Annotated in this window: 16 protein-coding genes; 5 read left to right on the forward strand and 11 right to left on the reverse strand. The window is 72.6% G+C overall.

Translation table 11 applies throughout. The annotated features are described in order from the left end of the window. Window positions 1–54: 54 nt before the first annotated feature. From E0F75_RS22520 to E0F75_RS22535, 4 genes are all read right to left on the reverse strand, one after another. The gene (locus E0F75_RS22520; RefSeq protein ID WP_187624349.1) at window positions 55–648 is read right to left on the reverse strand and encodes a TetR/AcrR family transcriptional regulator; all 594 of its coding nucleotides are present in this window, start codon (window positions 646–648) and stop codon (window positions 55–57) included. A 49-nt stretch (window positions 649–697) separates the two neighbouring features. Then, complete coding sequence (locus E0F75_RS22525; protein ID WP_187624350.1) at window positions 698–1,276, reverse strand: 3'-5' exonuclease; 579 nt, start codon at window positions 1,274–1,276, stop codon at window positions 698–700. 177 nt (window positions 1,277–1,453) lie between these two features. Beyond that, a complete protein-coding gene (locus tag E0F75_RS22530; protein ID WP_187624351.1) occupies window positions 1,454–2,125 on the reverse strand; it encodes a GntR family transcriptional regulator in 672 nt (223 codons plus the stop codon). Window positions 2,126–2,204: 79 nt separating this feature from the next. After that, window positions 2,205–3,401, reverse strand: a complete 1,197-nt coding sequence (locus E0F75_RS22535) for a CaiB/BaiF CoA-transferase family protein (RefSeq protein ID WP_187624352.1) — start codon at window positions 3,399–3,401, stop codon at window positions 2,205–2,207. 136 nt (window positions 3,402–3,537) lie between these two features. Here E0F75_RS22535 and E0F75_RS22540 point away from each other — a divergent pair, with 136 nt between their 5' ends. After that, window positions 3,538–4,746, forward strand: a complete 1,209-nt coding sequence (locus E0F75_RS22540) for an acyl-CoA dehydrogenase family protein (protein ID WP_229312791.1) — start codon at window positions 3,538–3,540, stop codon at window positions 4,744–4,746. A gap of 95 nt (window positions 4,747–4,841) precedes the next feature. Here the strand turns inward: E0F75_RS22540 and E0F75_RS22545 are convergent, their stop codons facing one another. Together E0F75_RS22545 and E0F75_RS22550 are read right to left on the reverse strand one after the other, a co-directional pair. Then, a complete protein-coding gene (locus E0F75_RS22545; RefSeq protein WP_187624353.1) occupies window positions 4,842–5,345 on the reverse strand; it encodes an FBP domain-containing protein in 504 nt (167 codons plus the stop codon). Window positions 5,346–5,409: 64 nt separating this feature from the next. Next, window positions 5,410–6,879, reverse strand: a complete 1,470-nt coding sequence (locus E0F75_RS22550; protein WP_187624354.1) for a PLP-dependent aminotransferase family protein — start codon at window positions 6,877–6,879, stop codon at window positions 5,410–5,412. A gap of 101 nt (window positions 6,880–6,980) precedes the next feature. Between E0F75_RS22550 and E0F75_RS22555 the strand changes: the two genes are divergently transcribed. Together E0F75_RS22555 and E0F75_RS22560 are read left to right on the forward strand one after the other, a co-directional pair. Then, on the forward strand, window positions 6,981–7,193 hold the full coding sequence (locus tag E0F75_RS22555; RefSeq protein ID WP_187624355.1) for a hypothetical protein: 213 nt from the start codon (window positions 6,981–6,983) through the stop codon (window positions 7,191–7,193). Then, window positions 7,190–7,762 (forward strand): universal stress protein, encoded by a 573-nt coding sequence (locus E0F75_RS22560; protein WP_187624356.1) that lies wholly within the window; start codon window positions 7,190–7,192, stop codon window positions 7,760–7,762. Before E0F75_RS22555 ends, E0F75_RS22560 begins: the two co-directional genes overlap by 4 nt. On the opposite strand, the gene E0F75_RS22565 is transcribed toward E0F75_RS22560, so the two are convergent. Then, the gene (locus E0F75_RS22565; RefSeq protein ID WP_229312792.1) at window positions 7,759–9,147 is read right to left on the reverse strand and encodes a DUF6777 domain-containing protein; all 1,389 of its coding nucleotides are present in this window, start codon (window positions 9,145–9,147) and stop codon (window positions 7,759–7,761) included. The genes E0F75_RS22560 and E0F75_RS22565 overlap by 4 nt on opposite strands. Before the next feature lie 208 nt (window positions 9,148–9,355). On the opposite strand from E0F75_RS22565, the gene E0F75_RS22570 reads away from it, so the two are divergent. Then, on the forward strand, window positions 9,356–10,717 hold the full coding sequence (locus tag E0F75_RS22570) for a streptophobe family protein (RefSeq protein ID WP_187624357.1): 1,362 nt from the start codon (window positions 9,356–9,358) through the stop codon (window positions 10,715–10,717). A 151-nt stretch (window positions 10,718–10,868) separates the two neighbouring features. Here the strand turns inward: E0F75_RS22570 and E0F75_RS22575 are convergent, their stop codons facing one another. After that, window positions 10,869–11,873 (reverse strand): hypothetical protein, encoded by a 1,005-nt coding sequence (locus tag E0F75_RS22575; RefSeq protein WP_187624396.1) that lies wholly within the window; start codon window positions 11,871–11,873, stop codon window positions 10,869–10,871. A 361-nt stretch (window positions 11,874–12,234) separates the two neighbouring features. Beyond that, window positions 12,235–12,630 carry a RidA family protein gene (locus tag E0F75_RS22580; RefSeq protein WP_187624358.1) on the reverse strand — a complete coding sequence of 132 codons (396 nt, stop codon included), beginning with the start codon at window positions 12,628–12,630 and terminating at the stop codon, window positions 12,235–12,237. Between the two features lie 156 nt (window positions 12,631–12,786). Between E0F75_RS22580 and E0F75_RS22585 the strand changes: the two genes are divergently transcribed. Beyond that, complete coding sequence (locus E0F75_RS22585) at window positions 12,787–13,758, forward strand: YafY family protein (RefSeq protein WP_187624359.1); 972 nt, start codon at window positions 12,787–12,789, stop codon at window positions 13,756–13,758. Between the two features lie 219 nt (window positions 13,759–13,977). Here E0F75_RS22585 and E0F75_RS22590 read toward each other — a convergent pair whose 3' ends face one another. Together E0F75_RS22590 and E0F75_RS22595 are read right to left on the reverse strand one after the other, a co-directional pair. Continuing rightward, window positions 13,978–14,133, reverse strand: a complete 156-nt coding sequence (locus E0F75_RS22590; protein WP_187624360.1) for a hypothetical protein — start codon at window positions 14,131–14,133, stop codon at window positions 13,978–13,980. Window positions 14,134–14,303: 170 nt separating this feature from the next. After that, the gene (locus tag E0F75_RS22595; protein ID WP_187624361.1) at window positions 14,304–15,287 is read right to left on the reverse strand and encodes a serine/threonine-protein kinase; all 984 of its coding nucleotides are present in this window, start codon (window positions 15,285–15,287) and stop codon (window positions 14,304–14,306) included. Window positions 15,288–15,453: the final 166 nt, after the last annotated feature.

Consider the following 15,453-nt stretch of genomic DNA (forward strand, 5'->3'; position numbering starts at 1 on the left):
GACAGATGACCTGTTGATGGTCATGAGGCTGCCCCCGAGTGGACGGGCGGGCGTCTATCCGTCGATGAGGAGCACCAGTTGATCGGCCGTCAGGTCGAGCAGGGTCGCCGCAGTCTTCTCGTCGCCGACGACCAGGAACTGGAGGGTGAGACCGTCGATCGCGGCCGCCAGGTACCGGGCGATCGTCTCCACCGGCACCCGCGGTTCCATGTCCCGCATCGCGCGGACCTGCTCGACGAGCGCGCCCGCCGACACCACGTACTGCTCGTACTGGGCGCGCGCCAGATGCTCGAACCCCGGTTCCCGCAGGGCGTACTGGGTGAGGTCGTACGTCAGCATGTGCTCGCCGGGGTGGGCCGTGACATGGTCCCAGTACGACTGGAGCGCGCCCCGCACGGTATCGCGCAGGGTGGCACCCGGTTCGACCGCCGACATCACACGCGCCACGTAGTCGCTGTTGATCGTCTCGATCGCGGCTTCGAGGAGGGCCTGCTTGGACTCGAAGCAGTAGTGGAAGACGCTCAGCGAGACACCCGCCTCGGCACAGATCGACCGGGTGGTGGTCCGGGCGACCCCGTCCCTGGTCATCGCCCTGATCGCCGCGTCGACCAGCTGTCTGCGTCGTTCGGCCGACGGCATCCGCCCCATGGTTCCTCCTCGCGTCCGGCGCCAGGGTAACCGCAGGTCCCTGAGGCGCCTACGGAACGTCCACCGCGCGGGCCGGCGGCCACGCGCCCCGCTCCGCGAGCCGCAGCACCAACGCCGCGATGTTCCAGGCGTCGTCCTCGCCCCGGTGATGACGCCCCTCCAGGGGCAGCCCCGCGATCTCCAGGGCGCGCGCCATGCCGGGGCGCTTGGGAAGGCCGTACGCCTCGGTGAACACGGCCTTGGCGTTGGTGTGGTGGCGCCCGAAGGGATACGGGGTGCCGGTGACCCGGCACTGGTGGGTGAACTGCTTGCGGTCGTAGTCGCCCCAGCTCGCCCAGGGCCGCAGACCCGCCTCGTACGTGGTCGCCAGGAGTCGGCAGGCGGCGGCGAAGTCCAGACCGGTGTCCACCTCCGCCTGGGTGAGTCCGGTCAGTTCGGTGCAGAACGCGCTGACCTTCGAGCGGGCCGGCCGCACCAGGATCCGGTGCCGGGAGACCCGCTCCCCCGCGCCCGTATCGACCACCGTCAGCCCGATCTCGATGATCTCGCTGACGGCACCGGGCGGACGCTCGCGCTCCCAGCAGGTCGCCTCGACGTCGACGATGTTGACCAATCCCCCGTGATACATGCGGAGAAGCCTAATCGGTCCCCCTGTCAGGGGGCGCCGATGTCGTTGATCGGGAAGCTCCAAGTCACCTTCGACTGCACGGATCCCGAGCGCGTCGCCCGTTTCCGGTGCGAGGAGTTCTGTCTCGACTGAGCGTTCTCCCCCTCGGCGAGCACCGCTGCCGACGGGGAGGAAGGATCAGTCCCGCTCCAGGTCCAGGACCTCGCGCAAGGCCGCCACCGCGTGCGCCCGGTGCTCGTCCAGCCAGTGGACGGCGGCGTCCTCGTCGCCGTGCCGCAGCGCGGAGATGACGGCGCGGTGCTCGCGGACGGCCTGCTTCCGGTGTGGGTCCTCGGTGTAGTAGAGCGAGCGGTACGCGTCGGTGGAGTCCCACAGGGTCGCGATCAGACGGACCAGGCGCGGCATCCCCGACGCCTCGATGAGCGTGAAGTGGAAGAGCCGGTTCGCCGCCGCCATCGCCGGCACGTCGCCCTCGTCGGCCGCCAGCTCCACCTCACGCTGGACGCGCTCCAGGGCGGCCACGATGCCGTCCGGCATCCGCCGCACGGCCATCCGCACGGCCTCAGTCTCCAGGAGCTCACGGATCCGGTAGATCTCCTCCAGATCGGCGAGCGAGAGCTCCGCGACGAAGTAGCCCCGGTGGATGTGATGGACGACCAGGCCCTCGGCCTCCAAGGCCTTCAGAGCCTCGCGCAGCGGCACCCGGCTCACCTCGAACCGGGCCGCGAGGGCGTCCTGACGGATCTGTCCGCCGGGCCTCAGCTCCCCGCTGGTGATGGCGCGCCGCAGTTCCTCCAGAACGAACTGCTGGGCGGTCTGCGGCCGCCGCCTCTGCACCGCGCTGCTCATCGCCTGTGACCTTCCGATCCCTCGTGCTGCCCACCGGATGATCTCTCCACCGGTGCCGACCATCCTCCTACGCGCGCGGTCATGGATCTCCCGCGGAGCTCTCCTCCGTCCGCCCCAGGGAGGCCAGCACGCCCGCCGTGTGCTCGCCGAGCCGCGGGGGAGCGGTGCGGTACGTGGGCGGGGTGGCGCCGAGCCGGACCGGATGGGCGACCTGACCGGGACCGGCGGCGGACTCCGGGACCCGCGGGGCGAGCCCCAGCCGGTCGGCGAGGTCGAACGCGGCGGCCAGGTCGTTGATCGGCCCGCACGGCACCCCGGCCGCGGTGAGCTCCTCGAACCAGCCGTCGGCGGTACGGGTCCCCAGCGGCCCGGCGAGTGCCGTCACCAGCTCGTCCCGGTGGGCGACCCGGGCCGTGTTGGTCGCGAACCGCGGATCCCCGGCGAGCCCGGGCAGGCCCAGCCGCTCGCACAGGACCCGGAACTGCCGGTCGTTGCCCACGGCCAGGACCAGCGGCCGGTCCCGCGCCTCGAACACCTCGTACGGAGCGATGCTCGGGTGCCGGTTGCCCATCGCGCGCGGCACGACCCCCGCCCCCAGGTGGGCGGCCGCCTGGTTGGTGAGCGCCGACAGGAGGGAGGAGAGCAGCGAGACCTCGACCCGCTGGCCCTCGCCGGTGCGCTCACGGTGACGGAGGGCGGCGAGGACGCCCATGCCCGCGTGCAGCCCGGTGATGACGTCGACCAGGGCGACCCCGGCCTTCGTCCCCTGTCCGTCCGGTTCGCCCGTCACGCTCATGAGACCGCCCATGGCCTGGACGAGGAGGTCGTAGCCGGGCAGCCGGGCGCCCTCGTCGGTGCCGAAGCCGGTCACCGAGCAGTAGACGAGACCGGGATGGGCGGCCCGCACGTCCTCGTACCCGAGGCCCAGCTTCTCCATCGTGCCGGGGCGGAAGTTCTCCACCAGGACGTCCGCGCGGTCCACGATCGCGCGCGCCGCCGCCAGGTCGTCGGGGTCGGTGAGGTCGAGCGCGACCGAGCGCTTGTTGCGGTTCACCCCGAGGAAGTAGGTGGCCTCGCCGCCGGCGAACGGCGGCCCCCACGCGCGCGTGTCGTCGCCGGACCCCGGCCGCTCGATCTTGATCACGTCCGCGCCCAGGTCGGCGAGGAGCATCGTCATGTACGGCCCCGCCAGGACCCGGCCGAAGTCGGCGACGACGATTCCGGACAGGGCGCCGGCCGCCGTCGGCCCCGGTGCGCCCGCCTGGTCTGCGCGCATTCCGCTCTCCCTCGCTGGCGATCGGATCTCTTCGGACCGTACGGCCGGGGTAGGGGATTTTCAATACTGGATCCAATATCCGGTCTGGGGCTACGCTTCGCCTCGCCGAGTTGCCACAGCCGCCAGGAGGCCGTCCGTGAAGTCGTCGCAGTCGCCATCGTCGTCGCAGTCCAGTTCTGCCCCCGTCCACCCCTTCGACCTGCTCGCCATCGACGGACTGCTGACCGACGAGGAGCGCGAGATCCGCCGGACCGTGCGCGCCGTCGCCGACCGCGAGCTGCGCCCGCACGTCGCCGGCTGGTTCGAGAAGGGCGAGATCCCCGCCCGCGAACTCGCCCGCACCCTCGGCGGCATCGGTGTGCTCGGCATGCACCTGGAGGGCTACGGCTGCGCGGGCACCAACGCCGTCGCGTACGGCCTCGCCTGCCTGGAGCTGGAGGCGGTCGACTCCGGACTGCGCTCGCTCGTCTCGGTGCAGGGCTCACTCGCCATGTACGCGATCTGGAAGTACGGCTCCGAGGAGCAGAAGCAGCAGTGGCTGCCGAAGATGGCGGCGGGGGAGTACATCGGCTGCTTCGGCCTCACCGAGCCCGACGCCGGCTCCGACCCGGGCGCCATGCGGACCAACGCCAAGCGCGACGGCTCCGACTGGATCCTCAACGGCACGAAGATGTGGATCACCAACGGCTCGGTGGCCGATGTCGCCGTCGTCTGGGCCCGTACCGAGGAGGGCGTACGCGGCTTCCTCGTGCCGGCCGGCACCCCCGGGTTCAGTGCCCCGGAGATCAGGATGAAGCTGTCGCTGCGCGCCAGCGTCACCAGCGAACTGGTCATGGAGGACGTCCGCCTCCCGGCCGACGCCGTGCTGCCCGAGGCCCGGGGCCTGTCCGGTCCGCTCGGCTGCCTCAACGAGGCCCGTTTCGGCATCGTCTTCGGCGCCCTCGGTGCCGCCCGCGACTGCCTGGAGACGGCGATCTCGTACGCCCGCGACCGGACCGTCTTCGCCCGCTCCCTCGCCTCGTACCAGCTGACGCAGCAGAAGCTCGCCGACATGTCCGTCGAACTCGGCAAGGGCATGCTGCTCGCCCTCCACCTGGGGCGGCTCAAGGACGCGGGCGCGCTCACCCCGGAGCAGGTCAGCGTGGGCAAGCTGAACAACGTCCGCGAGGCCATCGCCATCGCCCGCGAGTGCCGCACGATCCTGGGCGCCAACGGCATCACCCTGGAGTACCCGGTGCTGCGCCACGCCAACAACCTGGAGTCGGTGCTCACCTACGAGGGCACGAGCGAGGTCCACTCCCTGGTCATCGGCAAGGCGCTCACCGGCGAACAGGCCTTCCGCTGAGCCGCGTCGGAAGGCCGTCCTGAGGCCGGCTCGTCCTGGCACGGGCTCGGCCTGACGTCGGTTCGGGCCTGACGTCGATTCGGCCCGACGCGGGCTCAGGCCGACGTCACCCGGTCGACGAAGCCGTCCAGGTTGCCCGTCAGGCGGGCGACCTGCTCGTCGACCGTGAGGGACTCCTCCTGGCGCCGGCCGCGCAGCTTCGGCTGCCGCTTGTCCCGCACGTACAGGGAGCAGGCGAGGTCGGCGCAGAGGTAGATCCCGACGGTGTTCCCCTCGCGGCCCCGGGGCCCGGCGAGCGGCGCCACGAGCAGCGCGACACCCGAGGAGGCGTGCCCGGTCAGACACACCTGGCACATGCTCGACTTCATGGCGCTGGTCCGCCCGGCCGCCGGAACCCGCAGGCTCACGCCGACCGGCCCGTCCGCGCGGGGGACGACCAGGTGGGCGCGGAGCGGTGCACCGGGGTCGACCCAGCCGAGGAAGTCCAGGTCCTCCCAAGGGAGTTCGGCGAAGTCGAGCGGCAGCTTGAGGCGTGCCGCCTCGCCCTTGGTGCAGTTCACGAAGGACGAGCGGATCTGTTTGTCGGTCAATGGTTCCACTCGGTGGACCGTACACGGACCCCGGTCGGTGGGCATCCGAATATGGCCGCGCGGCGAGGGTCCCTCAGGCCACCCAGTCCGGCAGCGCCGGGTCGGTGAAGCGCCCCGGCGCGCCGTCGAGGGCCGCCGCGAGCCGCTCCGCCGCCGGTTCGTACACGTCCTCGGGCAGGGTGTACGGAATGCGCAGCCGGTGTTCGTGCGTGCCGGGGTCCACACCGAACCGGGCGCCGCCCTCCACCCGTACCCCGTGTCGCAGACCGCGGGCCGCGAGGGCCGAGGCACCCGGTCGGCCCAGGTCGATCCACAGGCACATGCCGCCGGGCGGCACCGTCCACCGCCACTCGGGCACATGGCGGGCCAGGGCCGAGGTCAGCGCGTCCCTGCGCAGCCGCAGCTCCGCCAGGCGCTTCGGCAGGATCACGTCGAGCCGGTCCATGAGGGCGACGGCCACCAGCTGGTCCAGTACGGAACCGGACAGGTCGGCGGTGATCCGTACCCGGGCCAGTTCGGTGACGACCCGGGACGCGGCCCGCACCCAGCCGACCCGGAGACCGCCCCAGCAGCTCTTGCTCAGCGAGCCCACGGAGACGATCTGCTCACTGTCGCCGCCGGCGGCCGCCGCCGCGAACGGCGGCGGCGCGGGCACGTCGAGCGCGATGTCCGTCAGCGTCTCGTCCACCACCAGCCAGGTCCCGGTGGCCCGCGCCGACCGCGCCAGGTCACGCCGCTGCTCCTGCGGCATCAGGTGCCCGGTCGGGTTGTGGAAGTCGGGGATCAGATAGGCGAGGCGCGGCGCGGTCTGCCGGAGCGCGGCATCGACGAGCCCGGTGTCCCAGCCGGTCTCGGTGACCGGCACCGGGGTGATGCGGAGCATGCGGCCCCGCATCGCGTCCAGGGCGTTGGTGTACGAGGGGTTCTCGGCGAGCACCCGGTCACCGGAACGGCCGAGCAGGGTCAGCACCAGGGAAAGGGCCTGCTGCGCCCCCGTGGTGACGAGGATCTGCTCCGGGAGCGTCGGCAGGCCGCGGGCCGTGTAGCGCGCGGCGACGGCGGCGCGCAGCGCGGGCAGCCCGTACGGGTGGTAGCCCTGTGTGCCGGCGTACCGGGGGAGCTCGGCGGCGGCCGAGGCCAGCGCGGCGGAGAGTTCCTCGGCGGGGGCCTCCGGCGAGGCCAGTGCGAGGTCGAAGGTCGCCCCGGTGCCGTCGTGGAAGGCCCCGAGCGCGGTCGGGGCCTGGCCCTCGGGGAGTGCGGTCCAGGTGCCCGCGCCCCGTCGGCTGTGCGCGTACCCGCTCTCCCGGAGCAGGTCGTACGCCCCCGTGACCGTCGTCCGGCTCACGGCGAGCACCGTGGCGAGCTCCCGCTCGGCCGGCAGCCGCAGCCGCAGGGCCACCCGCCCGTCGAGAAGGGCCTCCCGGACCGCCCGCGCGAGCTCCCGGTAGCCGAACCGGCCCTCGGGGGGCGGGGTGAGGAGCGACGCCAGCTGACGGCCCGTGAGGGTCCGGTCCGCCGTATGGACCACGCGTGCCATTGCCATGCCAATCACTCCTCATTGGCTCTGCTGTCCGGGCCAATAAGGTTACAGACTCCTTTTCAGTGGCCTGGTGGCCACCTTCCACCAGGGAAAGGGGACGACCGATGTCCGGAGACTTCACCGACCGTTACTTCACCGACCGTGACGAGCGGATGTGGCAGCAGCGCGCGGAGGAGCGGGCGGCCCGGCCCCTTCGGATCGGGGCGCGGCTGCGGAGCCTGCGCAACCTGGAGAGCCTGCGGGTGTCGCGGGCCTCGCGTACGGAGACGAAGGCGCCCCCGGCCCCCGCCCGCCCTCGCCCCGTGGAACAGCCGTGAGCGGAACCGGCCGGATCGTCGTCGGGGTGACCGGGTCACTGGCCTCGCTCGCCGCCCTGCGGTACGCCTCCGCCCTCGCCCGGCGGGACGGCGTGCCGCTGCTCGCGGTGCTGGTCTGGGAGCCGCCGGAGGGCGAGGCGCTGTACGCCCGGATGCCCGACCGTTCCTGGGCCCGGATGTGGGCCGAGGACGCCCGGCGGCGCCTGGAGGACGCGGTCGTCGACGGACTCGGGGCCGTCCCCGCAGGCGTCGCCTTCGAGGGGCACGTCGTCAGGGGCACCCCGGCGGCGGCCCTGTGCCGGGCGGCCGACCTGCCCGGCGACCTGCTCGTCGTCGGCTCGGGGCCCGGCCGAGGCCGGTCGGCCTTCGCGCGGCTGCGCCGCCGTCCGGTCCTGCGGGCCGTCCTGAAGGGTGCCGGCTGCCCGGTGCTGACCGTGCCGGGCCCCGCGCTGCTCCCGGGCGAGGCCCGCGTCCTGCGGCGGAACGCCCGTACCCGCGCACCCGATCGAAGGGGATCGACCGCGACGGGGGTGGCCCCGTCGGTCGACTCGCCGGACAGGTCCGCCTAACTCTCCGTGGCCGGCGCGGACTCGGGGCCCGGCGCGTCGGCCGACGGTGACGTGTCGTCCTGCGGGGTGGTGTCGGACGGGGGCGTAGCGGTGGACGGGGACGTGTCCGAGGGCGATGTCGGCGGCGAGGACGTCGACTCCGAGGGGGTGAGCGTCGACGGGCACGGCGACGGTGTCACGCCGTCGCTCGGCGTCGGGGTCTGGTCACCCGTCAGCGTCACGCACGGCACCGGCGTGGAGGGCGAGACGGACGGGGACGTCGAGGTCGACGTCGAGGTGGACGGGGACGCCGAGGTGGACGGGGACGTCGAGGTCGACGGGGGCGGGGTGGGCGGCGGGGTCGGCTTGTCGTTCTTGCCGTGGTCCCCGTGCTGCCGTGCGAACCAGCTGTCGTCCTCCGGGTCGTACACCACGAAGACGTTCACGACCGTCACCGACGGCGCCACCACGACCACCTGGCTGGAGTTGTAGCCCTGCCACGGTGTGCCCGTCGTCTTCGGCGACTTCTGGGCCACCGGCGTGGTCAGCGGGTTGCCGCAGGCGCAGCGCACCCGGGGCACCCCGCGGTTGTCGACCAGGACCGCCGTTCCGGCCTGGAGCACCGACTGGTACGTGGTGGCGGCGCCGTTCTTGTAGCCGTGGTTCGTCACCCGGGTGTCGGCCCGGAGCTGCAGCGGGGTCAGGGAGCGCAGGTAGCCGGGCACCTGGTTCGCCTGGATGCCCAGGGTGGAGGCGAAGGCGGCGTTCTTCGCGGGCTCGCTGGTGAGATAGCGGACCTGCTGTTCCACGTCGCAGCTGGCCACCGACTGCGTCCCGCCGTAGAGACCGGGTGCCGAGCCCGACACCTCGGGAGTGGCCGAGGCGGTGCGGGGAGGCAGTGAGGCAGGTGAGGCGGAGGCCGTCTCGGTACGGGCCGTCGACTTGGTGAACGGGTCGGGACCGGACGCGGCCGCGTTCTGGAGGAACACCTCGCCGCCACCGGAACCCGCCGTGTCGTTCTTGTCGTCGGGGCTGTTGGTGAGCACCACGGCCAGGGCGGCGGCCGCGACCGCGACGGCCGTGATGGAGGCGACCTTCGGGACGGAACGCCACCAGGGGCGCTTGCCGGAGCCGCCGTTCCCGGGGGCGCCGGGGGTGCCGTCACCGGAACCGCCGGAACCGCCGGGGCCACCTGGACCGCCGGAACCCCCCGAACTGCCGCCGCCGCTGCCGCCGCCGGAGGAACCGCCGCCACCGGAACCGCCGCCCGCGCCGCTGTGGGGCGGTCCGGGAGGCGGTGGCGGGGGTCCGGCGGAACCCGGGCGTGCGCCCGGGCCCGAGAGAGGGCCCGAGGGGGGACCTGCGGGAGGAACCGACGGAGGGCCGGACGGCGGGTGGGAAGTCACGTTTTTCCCTTTCTTCCGTTCCGGGCCCATTGTGTGCGCCGAACGGTGGGTACCCGCAAGCGGAGGACCCCGAGTGGCGGAGCCCGGCAAGAAGCGGCCTCGTCCACGGGTCGGCCGGTACACGAGCGGCCTCGCACACGGGGCCGGCCGGCGGGGCCCGTACACGTGCGGTCCCGTCCACAAGCGGCCGACCGGCACCGGTACTAGCGTGGGCAGGGTGAGCAGTCGGCTCCCCACCTCCACGCGGCCCGCCGCGACCACCACCGGGCTTCTCGCCCGCGTCGGCCTGCAGTCCCTGGCCGCGGTGGTCGCCGGGTACGTCGCGATGGGCATCGTCGCGGGCCTCGGCCTCTGGGCGGCGGGCGCGGGCGATCTGCCCGGCGGCTTCACCGCCGTCCTGGCCGCCGTCGTCGTCATGGCCGCGGGCGGCAAGGTCGAACTCTCCGGCGACGCCGGCGGCCTCGCCGGAACCCAGGCCGAACTGACCGCCATGCCGCTGACCGTCACCCTGGTGGGCGCACTGGTCACCGGCTACTGCTTCCTGCGGCCCCTGCGGCACCACGCCGTGGCCGGCTCCCGCGAGCTCCTGCTCCGCATCGTGAGCACGGTCGTCCTCTGGCTCGTGGCCCTGGCGGGAGTCTCCGCCGTCGCCCGGCACGACTTCCCCCTCACCATCGGCGGCGGGGACGAGCAGGACGCCCTGATGGACATCTTCGGCGAGCTGCTCGACGCCGTGAACCCCACCGTCGGCTTCCGTACCGACTTCGGGCCGACCCTCTTCTACGGGCTGCTGTGGATCCTCGGCGTGCTCGTCGTCGCGCTCCTCGTCTCCCGAAGGACCCCACTGCCGCCCCGGTTCGTCCGCTACCACGAACCCGTGCGGCCGGCGGCGCACGCGATGCTCCTGCTGCTCCTCGCGTACGTGGTCGTGGGCCTGGTCATCGGCGTGGTGGTCGCGGCGACCAAGGGCCACGCCGCGGAGACCCTCGCCGTCCTCCTGCTCGGCCTGCCCAACGTCTCCTGGCTGGCGCTCGGCGTGGGCATCGGAGGCTCCTGGGAGGGCAGGGTCGACGGCCCGTTCGGCCTGCCGATGCCGCAGATCCTCGACGCCGTCCTGCGCCAGGGCGGCGGCACGGGCGACAGCACGGACCTCTCGACGATCGACCTGGGCTCGCTCGCGGCCGAGGACGCCCGGGCCTGGTGGCTGCTCCCGGTGGCCGCCGTCCTGGTCCTCGCGGCGGCCTTCGTGGCGGCGGTCCGCTCCCCGGCGAGAACCAAGCTCTGGCAGCACGCCCTGCACCTGGGAATCGCCTTCGCGCTGACGATGCTGGTCGCGGCCCCCCTGACCCTGGTGGAGGCCCGCCTCGGCCTCTCGGTCCTCGGCATCGGCGACCTGGACTCCCTGGGCGGCGAAGTGATCCTCCGCCCCCACATCTGGAGGACGGTCGGCTTCGCCCTGCTCTGGGGCCTGTTCTTCGGCTTCCTGGGAGGCCTGCTCGCCACCCGCGTCCGCCGCAAGGGCGAGACCGGGACCAGGACCGAGCCCGCGCCGCCACGGCCCGGGAAGTAGAACGGGCCGAGCGCACCGCCTACCGCAGGGGACAACCGAAGGAACCGCGATGGTCCGCGGACCTACGCGGCAGAGCCCACGGCCAGTAACGTAAGGAACAGCCCGGTCCCGTGCCTCCCCCGTGCACGGGACCGGGCGCTGTGCCGTGTGCCTACGCGCCGCCCTCGGCGGAGTCCTCTTCGAGGCCCTCGTCCGCCATCATGGCGCCGAAGAAGCCGCCCATGAGCTCCTCCAGGTTCATCTCGGTCGCACCGGCCGGGGCCACCGGCTTGGTGCCGCCGCTCATCTTCAGCACCAGGCCGAACTTCTTGACCTTCGCGTTCTCGGCCAGCTCGGCGAGGTCGACGTACACCTCGGTCAGCTCGCCGTTCTTGAGCGTGAAGTCGGCCGAGACCTTGGTGTCGGGGGTGTCCTTCAGGTCCTTGTCCGACGGCAGGTCCATGCCGGGCGGCAGGTCCTTGGCGAGCGGACGGAGTTCGCCGATGAGCTCCGTGATCAGGGTGCGGAGCGGGGCCGTGGCGGTGATGTGCTCGGTGCCGTCCTGGCCGCCGGCGGTCTTGAAGTCGACCTCACGGGCGATGACCTCGCGGAGGGACTCGACGAGCTTCTTCTGGGTCTTGGGGTCCAGAGAGGCCTCCGGCGACGGCGTGGCGCCGGCCGCCCCGCCCATCTCCTCGGCCATGTCGCGGCCGGCCTTCTCCATCTCCTTGGTGTTGAGCTTGACCCACTCGCCGTCGAGCACCTTCTTGAGGCCCTTCGCCTCCGGAGGCAGCTGGTCGGCGGGCGGCATGGGCGTGCCCATCGCCTTGCCGAGGGCCTCGACGTCGGACCGGACGTACGTGTAGTCGCCGACGACCCGGTAGTCGAGGAGGTCCCCGCCCGAGGTGCTGACCTTCATGGCCATACCGACGAAGTCCTTCTCCTCGGACTCGTCGATCGCCTTCTTCGACTCCACGGTGACGCTGATCTTCGCACCGCTGATCAGCTCCGCGGCCTCGTCGGGGATCTCCTCGCCGGGCTCCGGGTCCGACTCGGCGTCCATCAGCTTGAGGGTCTTCGCGTCGACGTCCAGGTCCAGTTCGAAGGAGATCGACTTCTCCTTGCCCAGCTTCTCGAAGGCCCGGTCCAGCTTCTTCCCGGCGGAGAGCTGCTCCACCGTGCCGCAGGCGGCCGAACCCACCAGGACGGCGCCGACGACTGCGGTGGCGGTGAGGGTCTTGCGTATGGCGGTGATGGTGGTCTCCTCGTAGGTGCGATCACCGGCGTGATCGATCAGGAGACTCACGACTGCGCTGAATGGTTGCCCCGTTCTCCGTGTTCCCTGCGTCACCCCGGTGAGGGGAGACACCCGGAGTCCCAAGGGGTCAGGAAGGGACCGCGTCACCTCGGTGATCCGACAGGTGACGGGCTCGTCGACCCGGGTCTTCGAACGACTGCCTCCACAGTGCTCCCGGCGAGCCCGGCCCGCTCCTCGTGCCGGCCGAACCGGCACGAGGAGCGGAGGCGGCGCGGTCGCGTCACGCGACGGCGGTTCCCTCGAGTTCGACCAGCTGGCCGGGGATCGCCAGGCGCGTCACCCCGAGCATCGTGGTGGTCGGCGCCACCCCGGCGGCTCCCAACCGGCCCGCCAACTCGCCGTAGTGCTGGAAGAGCTGGTCGACGTCGGTCGTGTAGACGTTGAGCCGCACGAGGTTGGCGAGGGACATGCCGGCCTCGGCGAGTACGGCCTCGACGTTGTCGATGCTGAGCGCCAACTGCCCCGCCATGTCGCCCTCGTGCTGGGGCTTGCCCTCGTCGCTCATCGCGGTCTGGCCCGAGACGTACAGGGTCCGGGTGTGCCCGGAGACGAGCTCACCCTGGTTGAACCCCATCTCCACCGACCACGTCACCGGGTTGACCGCGGTTCGCTCCATCGCCACATCAGCTCCATTCGATTCGTTCGACCCCATGTCGATCCATGGGGAGTACGTACGTCCATCGCCGTGGCGGCCGCCTGCTCCGATGTCGTGCTCACGATCCTGCCAACAAATCACGACACCCTTGGTCATGTATTCCGTTAGCGTTCTCGCATGCGCGCCGACCGGCTGGTTTCCCTGGTGCTTCTGCTCCGTCAGCGCGGTCGCATGACCGCGGACACACTGGCCGGTGAGCTGGGGGTGTCCACCCGTACCGTGCTGCGCGACATCGAGGCGCTCTCCACGGCCGGCGTCCCCGTCTACGCCGAGCGCGGCCGCCACGGCGGCTTCGCCCTGTTGCCCGGGTTCCGGACCGAGCTCACCGGGCTGAACCATGACGAGGCCCTCGCCCTGCTGACCGCCGGATCGGGGCGCGGGGAGCAGGCGTTCGGCCTCGGCTCGGCGCGCGCCTCGGCCATGCGGAAGGTCCTCGACGCGCTGCCCGAGAACCACCGGGCCACCGCGAGCGACGCGGTCCAGCGCTTTCTCGTCGAGCCGGAGACGGACCTGCTCTCACGGAGGACGGTCGCCGACGAGGTACCCGGCACCACGATGATGGAGGTCCGGCGCGCGGTGCTCGCCGGACACAGACTGCGCATCCACTACGCGGCCACGGGCCAGGAACCGGAGTGGCGCACGGTGGACCCGATCGGCCTGGTCACGGTGCGCGACCGGGGGTACCTGCTGGCCACGCGAGCGGGCGCGGACCGCACGTACCGGCTGTCGCGGGTGCTGGCCGCCGAGGAACTGGCCGAGACGGCAGAGCGGCCCAACCGGGTCGACCTGGACCGGATCTGGCGGGAACGCTCCGCGCGGTTCCTCAGCGACGGCCACCTCACCGTCCTCGTACGGGTGAACCCGGCGCGCCGGGAGGACCTCCTGGACACCGCGGTGGCCGTCCGCGCCGAAGAGCCGGACGCGGACGGCCGGCTGCGTCTGGAGCTGACCTACCAAGACGCACGACACGCCGAATGGGCCCTGTGGCAGCTCGGCATGGACGCGGAAGCCCTGACACCGCAGTCCCTGCGCACGGCCCTGCACGACCGCGCCACCGCACTGGCCGACCACTACGGAGCCCCGGCCTGAGCTCGGCGTCCCGGCGCCCCTACGCCGCCGGACGGGCCGGCGGACGGGCCGGCGGACGGGCCGGCGCCAACGCCGCCCGCGACTTGCGCCGGCACCGGACAATGAGGGTGCGCCGGTGGCCCGGCAGGACGGTGTGGGGGTGAACGAGGCAGTGGGGACGGGGATGTCGCTGAGCGCGCTCGACGCCGTGGTGTGGCGCCACCGCTCCCTCGGACACCGTCAGAACAGGTTTCTGACGAAGTCGAAGAACCAGTTCATGCCGACGACCACGAGGATCGCGAGCCCGATCAGGACCACGTAGAACCAGGAACAGCCGCCCCCCGCGTCCACCTGGTGCTCGTCCCGACCGCCCAGCTCTCCGTCGAACAGGTCCACGTTCGTCCCCCTCTCCCCGCCCGGGCCACCCCCGGACCCCGTAGGGACGCACTTTCGCACGCGCGGGTTCCGGAGCCGAAGGGGTCGCGTACTCAGGCGTGTACTCAACAGCACAGGGCGCGTACTCGGGCGGTGGGGCGGCGGTCGGGCGGTGAGGCGGGGGGAACCGTCTACCGGTCCCGGAACATCGGCCTCGCCCACGCGGGCGGGTCCAGCGGCGGGGTCAGCGGCTCCCGGCCCTGCGTCACGACCGGCCCGCCACCGCCCGTCGTCAGCGCCGCCCGCAGCTCGGCCACGAACTCCAGGCACGTCCCGTACCGCTCCTCGGGCGTCTTCGCCAGCGCCTTCGCGAACACCGCGTCCGCCGACTCCGGCAGCCCCGGCCGGACCTCGGAGAGCGGGGGCGGCGGGTCGTACTGCTGCGCCCACAGCACCGCCCAGTCGGTGTCACGGCGGAACGGCGGCGCTCCCACCAGCGTCTCGAACACCACACACGCCAGGCTGTACACGTCGCACCGGCCGTCCACCGGCTTCCCCGAGATCTGCTCGGGCGCCACGTAGTCCAGCGTGCCCACGAACTCGCCCACGGTGGTGAACCCCGTCAGCGACAGCGACTTCTTCGTCAGGCCGAAGTCCGTGAGGTACACGTGCTCCGGATGGTCCCGGTCCGTGCCCTCCGCGACCAGGATGTTGCCGGGCTTCACATCCCGGTGCACCAGGTCGTGGGCGTGCGCCGCGTCCAGGGCCGACGCCACCTGTACGGCGATCCGACCCGCCTTCCCCGGCGGCAGCGGCCCCTCGCGGTCCAGCAGGGCCACCAGGTCCTGCCCCGCCACGTACCGCATGGCGATGTACAGCACCCCCTCCGTCTCACCCGCGTCGAAGACCGGCACGATGTGGGGGTGGTCGATCGAGGCGGCGACCCGCGACTCGTGCGCGAAGCGCCTGCGGAAGGTGTCGTTGCGGGCCAGCTCGGGGGCGAGCAGCTTCAGCGCCACCGTCCGGTCGAGCCGCAGATCCCGCGCCCGGTACACGACCGCCATCCCGCCGCGCCCGATCTCGCTCTCCACCCGGTAGCCCGCGATCTCCTTGCCGAGGAGGCCGGAGGGACGGCCCGCCGGCAGCTCCGGTTCGTCGCGCGGCGCGCCGGTCATCACTTCTCACCGGCCGTTCGGGGCGGCGGGCGCTCCACGATCTGGGTGGGCGGTGGCGCCGCGGCCGGGGCGGGGTCCGCCTGCGGCTGAGGCACGACCTGGGTCGGTGGCGGTCCTGCGGCCGGCGGCGGGTCGCCCCGCAGCACCACCTGGGTCGGCTCGTGGT

Origin of the sequence: Streptomyces sp. CB02980, from assembly GCF_014451325.2 — a bacterium.
Lineage (GTDB): Bacteria > Actinomycetota > Actinomycetes > Streptomycetales > Streptomycetaceae > Streptomyces.